The following is a 16,619-nucleotide window of genomic DNA, read 5'->3' on the forward strand; positions in this document are numbered from 1 at the left end:
ATGGGCGGCATCTCAAATGTAAATGGTTCTGGCAGCAACCTCCCTCCCTCTCCTTATGATGGAGGTGATTCAGGTGATAAGAAAAGCAAAAATTCAACAACAGATAAGGTCAACGCGCAAGCGGAGTCTTTATATGCTACTCCGCATAAGGGATATGCTACTCCGCGCAATAGTCAAAACGTGGAAACCCCATATTCGGTGGTAGATATTAGCGCTTCGATAGGCAAAGAAGTAAGCGAAGGGGTGAGCAAAGGGGTAAGCAAAGGAGAGAAAGCTCCTCGTTCGCGCAGCGTGTTAAGCTGGTTGCAGAAAGGTCTAGGAGGACTAGCAAACAAAGTTGGGCGAGCGGTTCGCAATACTGTAGGCTCGATCTTCCCTAAAAAACCTAGTAGTGCATCGCGTTCTAATACAAAAGGCTATTCTCCTTCGGCTCTCAGGGGATTACGCCTTATGTTCACAGATTTCTGGAAATATAAGGTTTTGCGCGGCACCCCCAAGATTGATGGGGTTTTTGCAACTCTTGATTCTAGAGAGGCCGAAGATATGGCTGCTTACATGACAGAGTATGCAGCGGCTTTGGAGAAACGAAATTTAATTGATCCTGAGAGACGCAAGGCTTGCGCAGACGTAGCGAATAAATGGAAGCAAAGAGCCAAAGATCTAAAAGACAAGGATGCTGCGAAAAAATTTCTGCAAGATCCTTTAGGGCGTAAGACTCCGAATTATAAAAGCGAAGGTTTTGGAGAGTACGTTGTTGGAAATTCTAAATTCTATGATGGTCCTGGGTTAGACCGTCTTAATGAAGTCGATACAGGGTTTTGGTTAGATATGCAGCATCTCTCGGATGTCGTGTTGTCTCGAGAGATTCAAACAGGACTTCGGGCTCACGTTGTTTTGAAGCAATCTATGTCAGAGTTGGAGGATCTTGAAACACAATTTAGAGCGTTACAAGAAGCTTATGATGCCGCTCGTAGTGAGATAGAAGAATCGGGATGGACAAAAGATGCTCCATCACAAACGGAAGTCGACGGACCCACTAGATCCTCTTCTAGTGCGCAACAAACTTTTCAGCGTTTTGTAAATGAGTGTCGAAGCGTGGAGCTTTCTTTCGGGGGATTTGGAGAGCATGTAAGTAGGCTCGCTGGTGCTGTATCTCGAGGCTTAGCTGCTGCAGGAGAAGCGGTTCGCAGATGCTTCCGTTGCTGCAACGGAAAAACGGGTGAATACGAAGTTATCGAGGATTTATCTCCAGAAGGATTAGCTTTAGCCGAAGAGTTAGCTAGATTTGCTGATGAGGTGGGCATAGAGCGAGGCGAAGACGGCCGTTACAATATTCCCTGTGTAGACCAGTGGAGAAAAGGGGTGCCTGATATTGAAGGAGAAGGGGCCGAAGCAATCTATGAAAGCATGCTACCTGCTTATGAATCGATGGATTTGGATATCGATGATCGGAGGAAATTAGCTATACAAACTCAGCATTACCAGGTTCCTAGATCTTCGGATTATGATGTGCCGCGTTCTTCAGATTATGATCATCCGAGAAGTATATTCCCAGAACCACCTAAAATGCCTACTAGATATGAGCTAGAAAACTTGGATACAACACTAGGATTTCGAGAGGCTGTTTATGCCAGCTTTGTGGCGGGAATGTATAATTTCGTTGTTACTCAGCCCCAAGACCGGATTCCAACTTCCGAGCAAGTAGAATCTTGTCTGCGAGAGATGCTTAGCAATGGCACGCAGACTTTCTTCGAGCTTATGAGGCGATGGAATAGAGACATCGATGACTCTTCTGATACTGAAGGTAAAGGTCGTCGTAAATAGGTTCGTTAGTCAAAACCCCAAGTTCACCATGGTTAATCCCATGGTGAACTTTTTTTTTGCTCAAAGAAGAACGCATTCTTCAAGGTTAAAAATTTTTATTCTCTGTGATCTGAGTGGTGGTGGCATCCCCCTTTGGAGGAGCAGCAGTCACCATGGCGCTTTTTACAGCAATTTTTAAAAAAGCTTAGAAAAACTATAACTCCTGCGATTCCCGTCATTACGTAGGCAGCTTGTGTTAACAGGGTGCCTTCACCAAGTAGGCGAGTCGCAATGTTGACTTTATAACCTGTTACTCCTAAAACTCCGGTATTGATGGCTCCGAGAACAACAATAAGAGAGGATAATCCTCTACAAACTTTACAAAGCATGACGTTTCTCCAACGTAGATGTATACTTAATTCCGACTTTTAATCTTTTTTACAATTTAATAAAGTCTTTTTTTGTTCTTCCTATTAAGGGCGTCTTTTGCTGTAGCAAAAGACGCTTCAGTGAGAGCGTTTTTAGTGTAAAAAAGTACGAAGGATTTTATTCTGTATAAGATCGTGATTGACCATGTTTAGGATGAAAGATGACACAGTCATATGTAAACAAAGAAGAAATTATTTCTTTAGCAAAGAATGCTGCAGTAGAGTTGGATGATGTCCACGTGGAAGAATTCGTCTCATCTATGAACGATGTCATTGCCTTGATGCAGGAGGTTATTGCTATAGATATCACGGATATTATTCTTGAAGCTACGGTGCATCATTTCGTTGGACCCGAGGATCTTAGGGAAGACATGGTAACTTCAGATTTTACTCAAGAAGAGTTTTTAGCAAATGTTCCCGTGTCTCTGGGAGGATTAGTCAAAGTTCCTACAGTTATCAAATAGGTGGAATCGCTATGTATCGTAAAAGTGCTTTAGAATTAAGAGATGCTGTAGTGAATAGAGAGATTTCAGCTACAGCAGTAACGGAGTATTTCTATCACCGTATAGAAAATCATGATGAGCAGATAGGGGCATTTCTCTCTCTCTGTAAGGAGCGCGCTTTGCTCAGAGCGTCTCGTATAGATGATAAACTTGCAAAGGGAGATCCTGTAGGAATGCTTGCCGGTATCCCTATTGGGGTAAAAGATAATATTCATATAACAGGGGTGAAAACCACCTGTGCTTCGAAAATGTTGGAGAACTTCGTAGCTCCCTTCGATGCTACGGTAGTGAGACGTATCGAGATGGAAGATGGGATTCTGCTTGGTAAACTGAATATGGATGAGTTCGCCATGGGATCCACGACTCGGTATTCCGCTTTTCAGAATACCAACAATCCTTGGGATCTGGAGCGTGTCCCTGGCGGATCTTCTGGAGGATCTGCGGCCGCGGTCTCGGCAAGGTTCTGTCCAATAGCTTTGGGATCCGATACGGGGGGATCGATTCGTCAGCCAGCATCTTTTTGTGGAGTAGTTGGGTTCAAACCTTCATATGGAGCGGTTTCTCGTTATGGATTGGTTGCCTTCGGCTCTTCTTTGGATCAAATTGGGCCATTGACGACCGTGGTCGAAGATGTCGCTTTAGCCATGGATGCTTTTGCTGGACGTGACATTAAAGATGCAACGACGCGAGATTTTTTCCGAGGGACCTTTTCTCAAGCTCTATCCTTAGAGGTGCCGAAGTTAATTGGAATTCCCAGAGGATTTTTAGATGGTCTTCAAGAGGACTGCAAAGAGAACTTTTTTGAAGCTCTTTCTGTGATGGAGCGGCAAGGTAGTCGGATTATTGATGTAGACCTAAGTGTTTTGCAACATGCGGTTCCTGTGTATTATATTATTGCTTCTGCAGAAGCTGCTACAAATTTGGCACGCTTTGATGGAGTTCGGTATGGACATCGTTGTGCACAAGCCGACAATATGCAAGAGATGTATGCACGCTCTCGCAAGGAAGGTTTTGGAAAGGAAGTCATTCGGAGAATTCTGTTGGGGAATTATGTGCTTTCTGCAGAAAGACAAAATATTTTTTACAAAAAAGGAACAGCTGTCCGAGCTACTTTAATAGAGGCCTTTCAAGCAGCTTTTGAGCAGTGCGATGTGATTGCCATGCCGGTATGTGTTTCCCCCGCTATTAAGGACTCAGATGTTCTTGATCCTGTTTCTCTGTATCTACAAGATATTTATACTGTAGCAGTGAACCTGGCCTATTTACCAGCTATATCAGTTCCTTCGGGACTTTCGAAAGAAGGGCTTCCTTTGGGAGTGCAATTTATCGGGAAAAGAGGGGCAGACCAGCAAATTTGCCAAGTAGGGTACAGTTTCCAGGAGCACTCACAAATCAAACAATTGTATCCTAAAGCTGTGAATGGACTTTTTGACGGAGGAATAGAGTAAATATGGGTATAGCACATACTGAGTGGGAGTCTGTGATCGGTCTGGAAGTTCACGTTGAACTGAATACTGCATCAAAATTGTTTAGTCCTGCACGCAATCACTTTGGGGATGAGCCTAATACGAATATTTCTACCGTATGCACGGGGATGCCAGGAGCTTTACCGGTTTTGAATAAAGATGCCGTGCGTAAAGCTGTTTTATTTGGGTGCGCTGTTGAGGGAGACGTTGCTCTGTTCAGTCGATTCGATAGAAAGTCTTATTTTTATCCCGACAGCCCAAGAAATTTTCAAATCACCCAGTACGAACATCCAATTGTAAGAGGAGGATGTATACGTGCTATAGTTGAAGGTGAAGAGAAAACTTTTGAACTTGCTCAGACGCATCTAGAAGATGATGCCGGAATGCTTAAACATTTTGGGGAGTTTGCTGGAGTAGACTACAACCGAGCAGGGGTGCCTTTAATTGAAATCGTCTCCAAGCCTTGTATGTTTAGTGCAGAAGATGCGGTAGCCTATGCGAACGCCTTAGTCTCTATTCTGAGCTATATAGGAATTTCTGACTGTAATATGGAAGAGGGCTCTATCCGTTTCGATGTGAATATTTCTGTTCGTCCTCGGGGAAGTAAGGAGCTTAGAAATAAGGTAGAGATCAAAAATATGAACTCTTTTACCTTTATGGCGCAAGCACTGGAGGCGGAGAAGCGTCGTCAGATTGAAGAATATCTTAGTCATCCTAACGAAGATCCTAAAAAGGTTGTTCCTGCGGCGACTTATCGCTGGGATCCAGAGAAGAAAAAGACTGTGTTGATGCGTCTTAAAGAACGCGCAGAAGATTATATGTATTTTGTGGAGCCAGATCTTCCTGTTTTGCAACTTACAGAATCTTATATTGACGAGGTTCGTCAGACATTACCAGAATTGCCTCATAGCAAGTATATGCGCTATATTACCGATTTCGATATAGCGGAAGATCTGGCAATGATTCTTGTAAGTGACCGACATACGGCCCATTTCTTTGAAACGGCAACAATGTCTTGTAAGAATTATCGAGCCCTTTCTAACTGGATTACCGTGGAATTTGCTGGGCGTTGCAAAGCTACTGGAAAGACTCTGCCCTTTACGGGAATTCTTCCAGAATGGGTTGCTCAGTTGGTGAATCTCATAGACCGTGGAGTGATTACAGGAAAAATTGCCAAAGAAATCGCGGATAGGATGGTTTCTTCGTTTGGAGAAAGTCCAGAAGATATTCTGCGAAGACACCCTTCATTATTACCAATGACAGATGACAATGCTTTGCGAGCGATTGTGAAAGAAGTCGTGGCTCAAAATACCGCATCCGTAGAAGACTACAAAAATGGAAAAGCGAAAGCTTTGGGCTTTTTAGTTGGACAAATTATGAAGCGAACGGAAGGGAAAGCGCCTCCTAAACGAGTGAACGAGTTGTTGCTAGCAGCGATACGAGAGCAATAAACCGTCGTTTTTGGTGGATAAAGAAAAGGCCTTTCCATAGCTATGGAAAGGCTTTTTTTATCTGTCGTAAAGAGTGTATTCCCGCAGCGTTCTTTTTGTGTCTATCAATGCTTTCTTTTTTTTCTTTTAGAAGAAGATGAGGAGCTTGTTGCCCCTTCGTCCGAGGAGTCTTCTTGATTTTGTTCTTTCTGTTCTTGATTATTGCGTTGATGACGAGCATCTCTCTGGCTGCGAGTGAGGCGCACAACACGTCGTTCTATTTTAGAAGAAGAAGGGGTTTTTAACGAGGTGGGGCTTGTTGTTCCCGAGACGTCGCCGAGAGCAACGGTTCTAGCATCGCTAACATCTGACAAGGCGGAAAAGTAGACGCTATTAGAAGAAGCATCCGAAGAGTCTGTGCTTTCCGATGTTGTGACAGAGAGAGGAGCTGCTTCAGAGTGTTTTTCTTGAATACGTGAGGAGGGTGTGGGTGAGCTGGATTTGCTTTCTGTATAAGGCTTGGAATGGAGGGATTCTTGGGACTGAGAGGACTCTTTTGTCGTTGCAATTAACGTCGTAGGAACAAGAACCTTTCTTCTGATAGCTCCGCGTCTATGCAAGTTTTTCTTTCTACCATGGGCGTTGCGAAGGCCTTCTTGTGAGGAGCTCACCTCTTCTTCTTTAGGAAGCTGATTCTCCCAAGCTGCTAGCTCAATTTGTTTAATTTTATTCTGTTTTTGCCACTGCTCGCGGTTGCTCAAATAATTATAGGTGACTTTGTGTAAAGACATTAGCGCAAATCCTAAAGTCATGGAGCCCATCAAGAACATCGGATTGGCTAAGATCAAAGCTCCACCTCCTACTGCGACAGCAGAGAACATGAGTCCTGCGGCAGTCCCTGTTAGGATGAAGGGGAGGGAGATAGCGGCTACAGTGTCCGCAATCTCCTTACTCTTTTGAGATTCTGCAAGATCGGAAACCAGAAGTGTTACTCCTAAGGCTCCGATAGCTAAAGCAGGAGCGAGTGCAAACAAGGCGAGCCCAGATCCTTGAGTCCAAAGAATAATGCTGACGATACAGAGGATGCTGATAGCAATTATAGAAATATCATAAACATAGCGTAGTTTAGGATGGCGATCAGGGGCTGTTAGGAATCTTGATAAAAGTCCTTTTGCTTGGAATGGCTGCTGAGGTGGTGTTGGTGTTACTGAGCCCATAATTTACCCAAAAAACAAAAAACGCTGAGTACCAGATCTATTATAAAATAATGGAAGTGTTTGCAGGGAAATTGTTTTTAATAATAGGTTAAGATTTTAACTAAAAACACTCGTTAACATTTTTTATAGGCGGAAGATTGCTTAGAGGAAACGGGTTTCGTGAACAGAGAAGGACAATTAAGATCAGGAGCAGATGAAGAACGAGAGAGCTTTGCTGCGGCGACTTCGATTTTAAGGGAGGGGGCGGGCTTGTGTTCCAGAGCGGGGAAAAGGTGGGTGTAAATTTGAAAACATGTCTCCGTAGTGGCTAGAGCCATACTGATAGAGATCATGGGGAAGATAAACCCGGGAGCCCAAGTGACGCAACTGACAATGCCTACAATGATTAACGCTAAAGAGAAAAGAGAAAGAAAAGTAGCCAGAATATACCCAGAGCACGTATCAAAGCTTTTACGGAATAAACAAGAAATTAGGCCCTTGATGGGGAAAATAAATAGGCCTGTCGCGCAAAGAACCGGAAAGGTAATGAGTTTAAGTAACCCAAGAATAAAACCTGCTAAAGAAGCTATAGACAGCGCTGCTTTGGGGTGTTTCTGAGCTAAAGGGCTCATATAGGCAGCGAAAACCCTTTCAGGGAACACTAAATTTAAAAAACGATCCGGGCCTGTTACAGGTGCTGCTGTGGAGGACATGTTTCCAACTATGTTTGATGTACCATAAAGCCCGCGTTACGGGCATAAAAGTTTATATCCGAGAGATATTCTGACAAAAAATCGATAAATTGTATCTATTTTATTTATAGTTAATCTGTTTCATCTAGGAGTTACTAGCTAAAATGTTTTTCCAAACAATTTGTTAGTAAAATCCTTACTATAGCTCAAGAGTTGTACATGCAATTTGATAAAAATTTTATTGAGCAGTATGATCCGCCCGATCCAAAATGTTTCTTTGATACAAGAATCGAATCCCTATATCAGGGATTCTCGCGCTGATTATATGATGGAGTCTTATGCTTAAAGTTTTTTTTCACACGATGACTCTTTTGGGGCATGTGTTATCTACGCCCATTTATATTGTAGGAGACGCTTGTGGAAAGGATCGAGATGAGTACAGAAATCCTCCTTTAAAAGCTTTTTCTCTTGAAAGCCAGTTTCTGCAAATCGAAAAGGCAGATTTTAAAACCTTACCGAATCAGTCTTTAGGATATCGACAAGCAGACACTATGTTGTTTGCTACACTTCCGGTTACCGATATGTCGGGATTTCTTCTATCCGCGCGCTATTTGGGAGCGGAACTTCTCTGGGAAAGCTCTAAAGAGCTACAAACTTCAGATCCGCATGCTTTAGGGTATTTTGCTTTTCAGGATAAGTCTTTTTATCAGTATGTTACTTTGTCAGCAGGAGCCTATACAATGGCCCTTGCTAATTGGCAGTGGTCTGTCCTTTTCTCGGGAATGCTAGATCCAGAAAATGTTGAGATCGGATCAGGATTATATCAGGTTATTTTGTCTTCCAAGTATCATGCTTCAGAAGTTTTTTCTGTTGTAATGGGAGTGATTAATGAGGTCGGCTTACATGATACACAAGCGTGGCCTTTACTGGGCTTCTCTTACAAGCCAGAAGCTAATCTGACTGTAAATTGTATCTATCCTGTGAACTTTTCTGCGGAGTATCAGTGCACCTCTGTTTGTGATCTAGGAGTAGCGTATCGCTTAACACGATTTCGTAAAAAATTTCCTAAAAATTCTTTAGCCACTTCCGAAGGAATTTTCGAATATTCGGGAAGAGAAATAGAAGGAAATATTAAGCTTATTTTTTGGCCAGGACAAACTCTCAAGGTATTTGGTGGATATTCTATAGGAAATGATATCTCGCTAGCAAACCCTCATAATGAAGATGAAAAGGTTTATAAATTTGGGTCCTCGCTCTTTTTTGGAGGTTCTGCAAACTTCCATTTTTAGAAACTCAGAGGCTTGTTAAGAAGTGGAATCAAGCACTTCAGAAAAGGTTTTAAAATGTGTTTTACAGAGTTTTGCTAAGATATCGCGACCTTTTGTGCGGAGAATCTCTTTTGCTTGCTGTTTGACCTTCCCAGAAGCTCCTTTAAGAAGGCGGACTTGATAGCGAGATTCTAGTGTTTGTATAGAAGTAAGAAAGGCTTCTCGAGCTAAGATCGAAGCAGCAGCCACGACGATGTCTTGTTCTGCGCGATGGCGCTGAACAAGTTCAATATCAGCACGTTTTTTTCGAACGGCGTGTAGAAGGACTTTCTCAGAAGAAGCAAATTGGTCGGAGATAGCAAAGACCTCTCCTGGTGGTGTAGGAGCTAAATCATCAATAATAGCAGCATGCGTCCAAGCAAGAAGAGCATTTAGGTTCTGAAAACTGGTGTATAGGGCATTATATTTTTCTGGAAATAGAGTGAGGACTTTGCAGGTACAAAGAGAACGAATTTTCTTAGCTAAAAAAGGGATTTTGTCGTCTGAGATGAGCTTAGAGTCGCAAATGGTGGTTTGGTAGAGCGCTTCTATAGCTTTAGTGGAAGGAGCATATACTCCTGCTGTGCACAAAGGACCAAAAAAATCTCCTTTTCCAGATTCATCTACGCCAATACGGGGACGCAAATCTTGCTGTGTATTTGGTATAGAAAAGGAGCATAAAATTTCTGGCTCAAGAAAAAATTCTACAAATTCTTGAGTGCCCTTTCCTTGTACGACAATCTTCCCAGATTGGTATACGGTGCAGCTTACTGATGGCGATCTTCCCTGGAAAACGGTGTGGGGAGGAATCGAAATGTGAAATCCTTTTTTCTCTAACTTGTCCCGGAGAAGGGCGAACAAAGAAGGAGAAAGTTGAGAAACGAAAGGGGATGACATAATTTTCCTACAAAAATTTCTTTTTCAAGAAGGAACCCGCAAATAAGGATTTTTCTCCACATTCTATCATCCTCAAAGCTTTATGACCGAAAAATTTTTCTAGGAAGAACAAAACCTTAAGTGTAACGCTTGAGAAAAAGTCTAATAAACTTTGATACTGTAAAAGAGAAAAATGAAGAGAGGTCCACTCATTTCAATGGCGGAGCCTGAGCGAACAAGGGGAACTACATGAGCGAACATATCCACAAAGAGTTGTTGCATCTAGGAGAGGTTTTCCGCTCACAAAGAGAGGAGAGAGCCCTTTCGTTAAAAGATGTTGAAGCTGCAACATCGATTCGTCTGTCTGCATTGGAAGCTATAGAAGCTGGGCACTTAGGCAAGTTGATTTCTCCTGTTTATGCTCAAGGCTTTATGAAAAAATATGCAGCTTTTTTAGGGTTAGATGGGGAAAGATTACTCAAAGAGCATCCCTATGTGCTAAAGATTTTTCAGGAATTTTCAGACCAAAATATGGACATGCTTCTTGATTTAGAATCTATGGGAGGAAGAAACTCTCCAGAGAAGGCCATTCGAAGTTGGTTCAATTTAGGCTGGGCGGGAGTCCTCGTTTTAGGAGTAGCTTGCCTCTGGTGGTTAGGGAGCGTGCTGAATTTTCTCTAAAATTTAGGCTTTTCGTAGTAACTTGCGAAGACTCTGTGTTAACAATTCTTCTTGTGATAGGGATGCTTTTAGCCTGTTTTTTGAAAAGATTTTTCTAGATCCCGTTTTTTTATAATGACGACGAGTCCTTCTAGATAGCCCAAATAAGTCTAGAACAGCAGGGAAAAAGTTGGGCTTAACCAAAAGCTCTTCTTCCGAAGATAAAAATTGTAAAGAATAGGGAGAAAGGGAACCTTCGGGAATGCTATCAAGCGCCCCTATAATCGCTAAGGAAAGAGAAGCATTTGCATAGAATTCTGCAAATTCTGTTAAAAATTTTTGCAAAGAGTTTAGCGCATCTCCTTTCACGATAACCAAAATATGACTAAACGCATAACAACGTTTAAATTTATGGCGAAGTTTTCGTTTCCAGCGTTTATGTAGCCACAACCACTGCTCCGGTTTACAAGCAATTCCTTTTTCGAGAAATCGCATTAATTGGTCCATTAATTGTTCTGTAGATTCTCGTATGGAAAGTTCTTGATTAGCGTAAAAAGCCTTGCTAGGGACTACAAGGTAGTTTCCGTTGGGTTGTCGGTAAATAACGACAGCAATAACAGGCTTTTTAGTTTTGTAAGCTAATAATGCAGGAGAGGTTGTAGTAAATGCCTGAGAACCGAATAAAGGATAGGAATATTGCGAAGATAATAAGACTTGATCTCCAACAATTCCTACAACTTCTCCTTTATGAAGAGCTCTCAATGCTTGGTTTATGGCATTTTGAGGAGGCACGATCCTTCCTTGAAAAGATTCTCTTAAGGAAATGATTTTTTTATTAAGTCGAGAATTTTTTACCGGTTTGGCAAAAGCTAAACCAGGATATCTCTTAGTAATATAAAGGAATGGAAGCTCCCAGTTTGCTTGATGTCCACAGAATAAAATAGCGCCTTTTTGTTGATCTAAATGAGCGAACAAATGCTCAAGTTCTTGTTTAGAGGAAACTTCTTCTGGGAAGAACCCTTCAGGAGAGTCTTCTGAGGTGGCAATGGTAATAATGTCATCAATATGTTTCGAGAATTTGTCTACAGTTGCAAGCTCTACAAACGTAATAATCACTTGTTGAACAGACTGCAAGGCTATTCGATATCGTTCAGCAAAGCTTTTTTCCGGGAATGCAAGAGCTAAATTCGTGAGGGCAGTTTTTCTAAAGTCAGATATGATATAAAAGATTATCGTCCCCACGCCCTTCCCAAAAAGTCGTAAAGATGAGCGAGGAAGTAGTCGCAGGATGGTCAGGATTCCAAGACCTAACCCATAAACGAGATGATCGACGAGGATTTTTCCTCCCGAGCGTAATCTTTTAAAGAGCATAGTGTCTTTCCGTAAGGCTATGTGTGATGTTGCGCATGGTTATAGCAAAGCTTTTTTACTAGAAAGGAATAGATAGGAGCCTAGCAAAATAGAAGCTTTTTTGTATAAATTGCCTCTTCAGTTGAAAAAAAGCTTGTCACAATCAGGAAGGTTTTTTCTTTAAAGAGGAAGAGGCTACTTGAATGATCACCTTATTCCCGGATGTTCTTGCTGTTAAAGCCAAAGGCTCTCCATCTTGATCAAATAGTGTAAGTTTCCGCAAGTATTCTCTAAAGCGGTGCCGGATTCCTGCCTCGTCAAGGATCATGTGTTTATTGGTTTCGCGATCTTGCGCAATAACTGCTTGAACAAAAGTGTCTTCTAAAGTTTTTTCGTCTAAAAATTCTACAGCCCAATGGATGAAGTGTTCTTTTTGAGATTTTATAGGAGGCTCCATAATGATGGTAAGCGCCATATTATTTTTTACCACATCCAGGAATAGATGGCTGACGTCTTTTACGTAAAGAGGGAGGTCCATTTGATAAATTCCATGGTTCAAGACCAAGGGGGCATTCTGTTCGAGATAATAATTTTGAGGATTTACAAACTGGCTGTTTTCTACAGGGAAAAATAGAAGAACAGGAAGATTGATATTCAAGGGAATAAATTCTTGTTTTAAGAACAGGAGTCGTAAAAAATCCGCTTGCGGATCGTTTAATTCCACATAGCTATTATCAAAGGGAATAAATACTTTTTTCCAATCTTCAGGAACAGGATAGACGACCTCATCAAGATTCCCTTGAGCTAGACGACTGCGGTCTAGCTCTTCGAAAGAAACCTTATTGAGATTAAAAGTCAGCTCTAATCCGTGATCCTTTAAAGAAGAAACGTATTCCTTAGGACCACTTACTTTTTGCACTAAGTACTTTGGCCAAACATCAAGGTATTCATATCCTTTCGGAGCTCTCCCTATAGGTTTCGTAATTGTGACAGAGATATCCTCTGTCACGAACTGAGTTAGACGAATGAAAATATCTTCCGACGTTACACTTTTGATATTTTTGCGTAGGTGAATGTCGGAATCCAAACAAACCAAATTATATGGGTTTATTGTTTCTATCCAACTTTCTGTTCTTCCTTTAGCACTAATAACAATCTCAAGGTTCGTAGGGCGAAGTTTTTCGATAACCGATTTATTCCCGGTTATCATCATGGCTACTTTTTTCTTCAACAAACCATTGGCTTGCAAACCAATAACTGTTTGCTCTGGAGTTAGATCAATTACACGTACAGGAATATTATGAAAGGTTCTTGTTACCGTAATGGACTGGTTAGCTAATGCCCAAATGATAATGGCAAAGCCCAAAGAAACTAGCTTTTGGAGCCAGTTACGAGAAACCCAAGAGACGAAATTGATCATTTTTTACGCATCCAGGAGATAATAGGGTTTGTCTTTCGTTCATTGCGAGTTAGAATACTTCGTAAAATGGCTTTAAATCTATCCATTTTCACTCCGCGAGTTAAGATCCCATCTCGGGCTAAAGAGACAGCTCCGGTCTCTTCCGACACAACAACTACGAGAGCATCGGTGCGTTGACTAGCACCCAGTGCTGCTCGATGGCGAGTCCCCATGGAGCGTGAGAGTTGTGTGGTATCATGGGCAAGAGGGAGAATCACTCGTGCGTAGGAGATAGTTTCTCCTTTCATCAGAACAGCGCCGTCATGTAAATGGGAAGACGGTTCGAAGATGGCTTCAAGCAGTTCTTCAGAAAAGTCCGCATTGATTTTTACAGCAGAGAGATTCAGCAGCTCATTTAAGAGACGCTCGTTCTCCAGTACGATAAGAGCTCCTATTTGTCGTTCGGCCATGCGATAAACGCAGGCCGTAAAATGATCAATAAATTCGTCTTGCAGGTTGATTACGAATTTTCCTCTGCGTAAGCGCACCCTAGAGAGCGCAAGACGAATTTCTGGTTGAAAGATAATAAACACTACGATTGCCGCAATATTGACTACATGGAGCATCAGATTGCGAATAACAGGGAGATGAAGCTTTTCTGCAAGAACAAATAGACAAAGAAAAGAGAGCAGACCAAAGACTAAGTCCATAGCTGCTGTTCCCCAGAAAAACTTTAGTAAGTAATTGAGGACCACCCAAATTAAAGCTATCTCCAACAGAGGTGTGGCGTAATACATTATACCTACGAACATCTATTAAGATAACCCTAGCAGTTGAAGTGTTTTCATTATTTTTCAACAGAACAAGAAATTCTGCAAAATCCCCGAAACTTATCATAAGCGAAAAGCGAACCGAGCCCAAGGAAGGTTTTCAAGAACCCCCTAGGGAGAGGACTCATCCCCAGTTTAGCTGGAAGAGGGTTAATGGCAAAGTATTTTGTGGAAAAGGACGACTTTAACAACTAATGACAGGGAAACGCGCATAGTATATAACTACAGAGAATGCAAGTAGTGTTTGATTTGGAGAGCCAAGTATGAGTGCTGAGATATTGGCGAGGGTGCAATTTGCGCTGTTTATTGGGTTTCACTATCTCTTTGTTCCTATTAGTTTAGGATTAAGCATGATGATAGTTCTTATGGAAGGGCTCTACCTGTTTACGAAAAAAAGCATTTATAACCAATTGACTTGGTTTTGGATTAAAATTTTCACTCTGACTTTTGTGGTTGGGGTTGTTACTGGAATCATGCAAATTTTTTCTTTCGGAGCCAATTGGTCTCGATTTGCAGAATATACAGGGAATATCTTTGGCATGTTCTTAGGAAGCGAAGGCATGTTTGCTTTTTTCTTGGAATCAGGGTTTCTAGGAGTCTTGTTATTCGGTCGACATAAGGTATCCAAGAAAATGCATTTTTTCGCAGCTTGTATGGTAGCTTTAGGGGCGCATATGAGCGCTTTTTGGATTGTTTGTGCAAATTCTTGGATGCAGACTCCTGCTGGTTATGAAATGGTTATGCGTAATGGAGTTTTGGTTCCTCAAATGACTTCTTTTTGGGCTGCGGTATTATCTCCTTCTGCTTTGCAGCGTTTCACGCATGTTGTCCTTGGAGCTTGGTTATCAGGAATATTTCTTGTTTTATCGGTAAGCGCTCATTATTTGCGCAAAAAGCGTCATACAGAGTTCGCGGAAAAAGGATTGAAGCTGGGGGTGTTTACAGCTTTGATTGTTTTGATGTTACAGCTTTGGTCGGCAGATGTCACAGCTCGAGGAGTTGCTAAGCATCAGCCCGCAAAACTTGCTGCTTTTGAAGGAGTTTTTAAAACTCAAGAACATACGCCGATCTACTTGTTCGGCGTTGTTGATATGAAAAACGAGCGCGTTATTGGCATTCCAATTCCTTCCGGATTATCTCTTTTGGTTCATCGAAATGCGAAAACTCCCGTTAAAGGCCTAGACCAGTTTCCCAAAGATGAGTGGCCAAATGTGGCTTTTGTTTTTCAAACGTATCACTTAATGGTCATGTTATGGGGAGTTATGCTCCTTTTAGCTTTGATAGCTTTGGCTGTGCACAAGAAGAAAACTTGGGCGTGTAGGAAGGGAATTTTATGGATACTTTCGCTTTCTGTATTCTGTCCTGAGTTGTGTAACGAAATCGGCTGGATCTCTACAGAAGTAGGCCGTCAGCCTTGGGTTGTTTATGGTTTGTTAAAAACTAAAGATGCAACGTCACCTATCGTTCATTCTGGACAAATTTGGCAGTCTTTAATTCTGTTTTCAATCGTTTTTATCTGTTTATTGAGTCTTTTCGTTTCGCTTCTTTTGAAAAAAATTGGCGAGGGACCTGATGAAAAAGATCTTATAGAAAGAGATTTGTGAGGGCATTCATTATGGAAATTTCTTTAACAATGATGCTTCCTGTTATTTGGTACGCAATTCTTTGCATCGCTGTATTTGCTTACGCTTTAGGGGAAGGCTTTGATTTGGGATTAAGCACGATCTATTTTCTTTCTAAAGAAGAGAAGGAGCGTCGATGGCTTTTAAACTCAATAGGCCCTGTTTGGGACGGGAATGAAGTGTGGCTCGTGATCATGTTTGCAGGTTTATTTGCAGGTTTCCCGACAGCCTATGGTACCCTGTTGTCCATCTTCTATATGCCCATCTGGACTATGGTTATGCTGTATATATTCCGAGGCTGCTCTTTAGAATTTCGAAGTAAAGCAGAGTCTCATCGCTGGAGATGTTTTTGGGATATTCTTTTTTCTGCTTCAGGGATGTCGATTAGCTTTTTTTTAGGAACTTTTGCTGGGAATCTATTGCTTGGGCTGCCAATAGCTCCGGATACTTCTTATAGTGCTTTGTCCTGGAAGCTCTTTTTACGACCCTATCCCGTATTATGCGGACTATTTGTAGTCGCTGCTTTTGCTTTGCATGGGATTAGTTTCGCTTTGATGAAAACAGGAGAAGGTTTGCAACTTCGCCTAAGAAATCGGTTTTCTTATGTTTTATCAGGTTATCTAGTTTTGTATATCAGCTTGCTCATTGCAACAATTTTAGATTTGCCTCAGGCTGTCGGAGTTTGTTGTCGTGTTGGAGGTGGCTCGGGTATTCCTGCTTATCCGGTATTGATTTTGCTGGCTTTAGCAACACTTTCTTGTTGCTATGCAGCAAAAATGGCTGTGACAGCTGCTAAGTATGGCAAAGCATTTGTTTTTTCTTGTATCAATTTACTGTTCCCCATACTGGCTTATAACGTGTTGCTTTTCCCTAACTTACTCGTGTCTTCTGTAGATAACCGTTATACCTTAACGATTTTTAATTCAGCTGTAGAACCGGGGGCCTTGCAACATCTCATTAAGATCGTTTTAATAGCTCTTCCTTTTGTTATTGCTTACACGATCTATATTTATCGGGTATTTAGGGGAAAAACGGATTTTCCCTCTATTTATTAGTT

General features: G+C 41.7%; 15 protein-coding genes. 8 read left to right on the plus strand and 7 right to left on the minus strand.

Annotated features, from left to right (window positions below):
- Complete coding sequence (locus B6E89_RS00005; protein WP_080132798.1) at positions 1-1,824, plus strand: type III secretion system early effector TepP; 1,824 nt, start codon at positions 1-3, stop codon at positions 1,822-1,824.
- Positions 1,825-1,919: 95 nt separating this feature from the next.
- On the opposite strand, the gene B6E89_RS00010 is transcribed toward B6E89_RS00005, so the two are convergent.
- Positions 1,920-2,192 carry a DUF378 domain-containing protein gene (locus tag B6E89_RS00010; protein WP_080121043.1) on the minus strand — a complete coding sequence of 91 codons (273 nt, stop codon included), beginning with the start codon at positions 2,190-2,192 and terminating at the stop codon, positions 1,920-1,922.
- Positions 2,193-2,392: 200 nt separating this feature from the next.
- Between B6E89_RS00010 and gatC the strand changes: the two genes are divergently transcribed.
- Genes gatC through gatB form a run of 3 tightly spaced genes read left to right on the plus strand, consistent with a single transcriptional unit; the run spans position 2,393 to position 5,651 of the window.
- Entirely contained in the window at positions 2,393-2,695 is a 303-nt protein-coding gene (gatC, locus tag B6E89_RS00015) for an Asp-tRNA(Asn)/Glu-tRNA(Gln) amidotransferase subunit GatC (protein ID WP_035405420.1), read from the plus strand.
- An 11-nt stretch (positions 2,696-2,706) separates the two neighbouring features.
- Entirely contained in the window at positions 2,707-4,182 is a 1,476-nt protein-coding gene (gene gatA, locus B6E89_RS00020; RefSeq protein ID WP_080132799.1) for an Asp-tRNA(Asn)/Glu-tRNA(Gln) amidotransferase subunit GatA, read from the plus strand.
- A 2-nt stretch (positions 4,183-4,184) separates the two neighbouring features.
- Positions 4,185-5,651, plus strand: a complete 1,467-nt coding sequence (gene gatB / locus B6E89_RS00025; RefSeq protein WP_035405426.1) for an Asp-tRNA(Asn)/Glu-tRNA(Gln) amidotransferase subunit GatB — start codon at positions 4,185-4,187, stop codon at positions 5,649-5,651.
- Between the two features lie 104 nt (positions 5,652-5,755).
- Here the strand turns inward: gatB and B6E89_RS00030 are convergent, their stop codons facing one another.
- Entirely contained in the window at positions 5,756-6,847 is a 1,092-nt protein-coding gene (locus tag B6E89_RS00030) for an IncV family inclusion membrane protein (protein ID WP_080132800.1), read from the minus strand.
- A gap of 113 nt (positions 6,848-6,960) precedes the next feature.
- On the minus strand, positions 6,961-7,539 hold the full coding sequence (locus B6E89_RS00035; protein ID WP_080132801.1) for a DUF5422 family protein: 579 nt from the start codon (positions 7,537-7,539) through the stop codon (positions 6,961-6,963).
- 317 nt (positions 7,540-7,856) lie between these two features.
- On the opposite strand from B6E89_RS00035, the gene B6E89_RS00040 reads away from it, so the two are divergent.
- Positions 7,857-8,807 (plus strand): hypothetical protein, encoded by a 951-nt coding sequence (locus B6E89_RS00040; RefSeq protein ID WP_080124175.1) that lies wholly within the window; start codon positions 7,857-7,859, stop codon positions 8,805-8,807.
- A gap of 15 nt (positions 8,808-8,822) precedes the next feature.
- On the opposite strand, the gene rnhC is transcribed toward B6E89_RS00040, so the two are convergent.
- Positions 8,823-9,722 (minus strand): ribonuclease HIII, encoded by a 900-nt coding sequence (gene rnhC, locus B6E89_RS00045; RefSeq protein ID WP_080122844.1) that lies wholly within the window; start codon positions 9,720-9,722, stop codon positions 8,823-8,825.
- Positions 9,723-9,950: 228 nt separating this feature from the next.
- Between rnhC and B6E89_RS00050 the strand changes: the two genes are divergently transcribed.
- Complete coding sequence (locus B6E89_RS00050; RefSeq protein WP_035405441.1) at positions 9,951-10,382, plus strand: helix-turn-helix domain-containing protein; 432 nt, start codon at positions 9,951-9,953, stop codon at positions 10,380-10,382.
- A 3-nt stretch (positions 10,383-10,385) separates the two neighbouring features.
- Here B6E89_RS00050 and B6E89_RS00055 read toward each other — a convergent pair whose 3' ends face one another.
- The 3 genes from B6E89_RS00055 to cdaA form a co-directional block, all read right to left on the minus strand.
- Positions 10,386-11,732, minus strand: a complete 1,347-nt coding sequence (locus B6E89_RS00055; RefSeq protein ID WP_080132802.1) for an LpxL/LpxP family acyltransferase — start codon at positions 11,730-11,732, stop codon at positions 10,386-10,388.
- 142 nt (positions 11,733-11,874) lie between these two features.
- Complete coding sequence (locus B6E89_RS00060; protein WP_080121059.1) at positions 11,875-13,131, minus strand: YbbR-like domain-containing protein; 1,257 nt, start codon at positions 13,129-13,131, stop codon at positions 11,875-11,877.
- On the minus strand, positions 13,128-13,922 hold the full coding sequence (cdaA, locus tag B6E89_RS00065) for a diadenylate cyclase CdaA (RefSeq protein ID WP_035405453.1): 795 nt from the start codon (positions 13,920-13,922) through the stop codon (positions 13,128-13,130). The genes B6E89_RS00060 and cdaA overlap by 4 nt, the downstream gene beginning before the upstream one ends.
- 281 nt (positions 13,923-14,203) lie before the next feature.
- On the opposite strand from cdaA, the gene B6E89_RS00070 reads away from it, so the two are divergent.
- Complete coding sequence (locus B6E89_RS00070) at positions 14,204-15,544, plus strand: cytochrome ubiquinol oxidase subunit I (protein ID WP_080121060.1); 1,341 nt, start codon at positions 14,204-14,206, stop codon at positions 15,542-15,544.
- Positions 15,545-15,555: 11 nt separating this feature from the next.
- On the plus strand, positions 15,556-16,617 hold the full coding sequence (gene cydB, locus B6E89_RS00075) for a cytochrome d ubiquinol oxidase subunit II (RefSeq protein WP_080123453.1): 1,062 nt from the start codon (positions 15,556-15,558) through the stop codon (positions 16,615-16,617).
- Positions 16,618-16,619: the final 2 nt, after the last annotated feature.

This window comes from Chlamydia suis, assembly GCF_900169085.1.
GTDB lineage: Bacteria > Chlamydiota > Chlamydiia > Chlamydiales > Chlamydiaceae > Chlamydia > Chlamydia suis.

Bases quoted from the DNA above. Each gene is read 5' to 3' on its own strand.
- B6E89_RS00030 (WP_080132800.1), bottom strand. From the start codon at position 6,847: ATGGGCTCAGTAACACCAACACCACCTCAGCAGCCATTCCAAGCAAAA.
- B6E89_RS00070 (WP_080121060.1), top strand. From the start codon at position 14,204: ATGAGTGCTGAGATATTGGCGAGGGTGCAATTTGCGCTGTTTATTGGG.
- gatA (WP_080132799.1), top strand. From the start codon at position 2,707: ATGTATCGTAAAAGTGCTTTAGAATTAAGAGATGCTGTAGTGAATAGA.
- gatC (WP_035405420.1), top strand. From the start codon at position 2,393: ATGACACAGTCATATGTAAACAAAGAAGAAATTATTTCTTTAGCAAAG.
- B6E89_RS00005 (WP_080132798.1), top strand. From the start codon at position 1: ATGGGCGGCATCTCAAATGTAAATGGTTCTGGCAGCAACCTCCCTCCC.
- cydB (WP_080123453.1), top strand. From the start codon at position 15,556: ATGGAAATTTCTTTAACAATGATGCTTCCTGTTATTTGGTACGCAATT.
- B6E89_RS00050 (WP_035405441.1), top strand. From the start codon at position 9,951: ATGAGCGAACATATCCACAAAGAGTTGTTGCATCTAGGAGAGGTTTTC.
- rnhC (WP_080122844.1), bottom strand. From the start codon at position 9,722: ATGTCATCCCCTTTCGTTTCTCAACTTTCTCCTTCTTTGTTCGCCCTT.
- B6E89_RS00035 (WP_080132801.1), bottom strand. From the start codon at position 7,539: ATGTCCTCCACAGCAGCACCTGTAACAGGCCCGGATCGTTTTTTAAAT.
- gatB (WP_035405426.1), top strand. From the start codon at position 4,185: ATGGGTATAGCACATACTGAGTGGGAGTCTGTGATCGGTCTGGAAGTT.
- B6E89_RS00055 (WP_080132802.1), bottom strand. From the start codon at position 11,732: ATGCTCTTTAAAAGATTACGCTCGGGAGGAAAAATCCTCGTCGATCAT.
- B6E89_RS00010 (WP_080121043.1), bottom strand. From the start codon at position 2,192: ATGCTTTGTAAAGTTTGTAGAGGATTATCCTCTCTTATTGTTGTTCTC.
- B6E89_RS00060 (WP_080121059.1), bottom strand. From the start codon at position 13,131: ATGATCAATTTCGTCTCTTGGGTTTCTCGTAACTGGCTCCAAAAGCTA.
- B6E89_RS00040 (WP_080124175.1), top strand. From the start codon at position 7,857: ATGCTTAAAGTTTTTTTTCACACGATGACTCTTTTGGGGCATGTGTTA.
- cdaA (WP_035405453.1), bottom strand. From the start codon at position 13,922: ATGTTCGTAGGTATAATGTATTACGCCACACCTCTGTTGGAGATAGCT.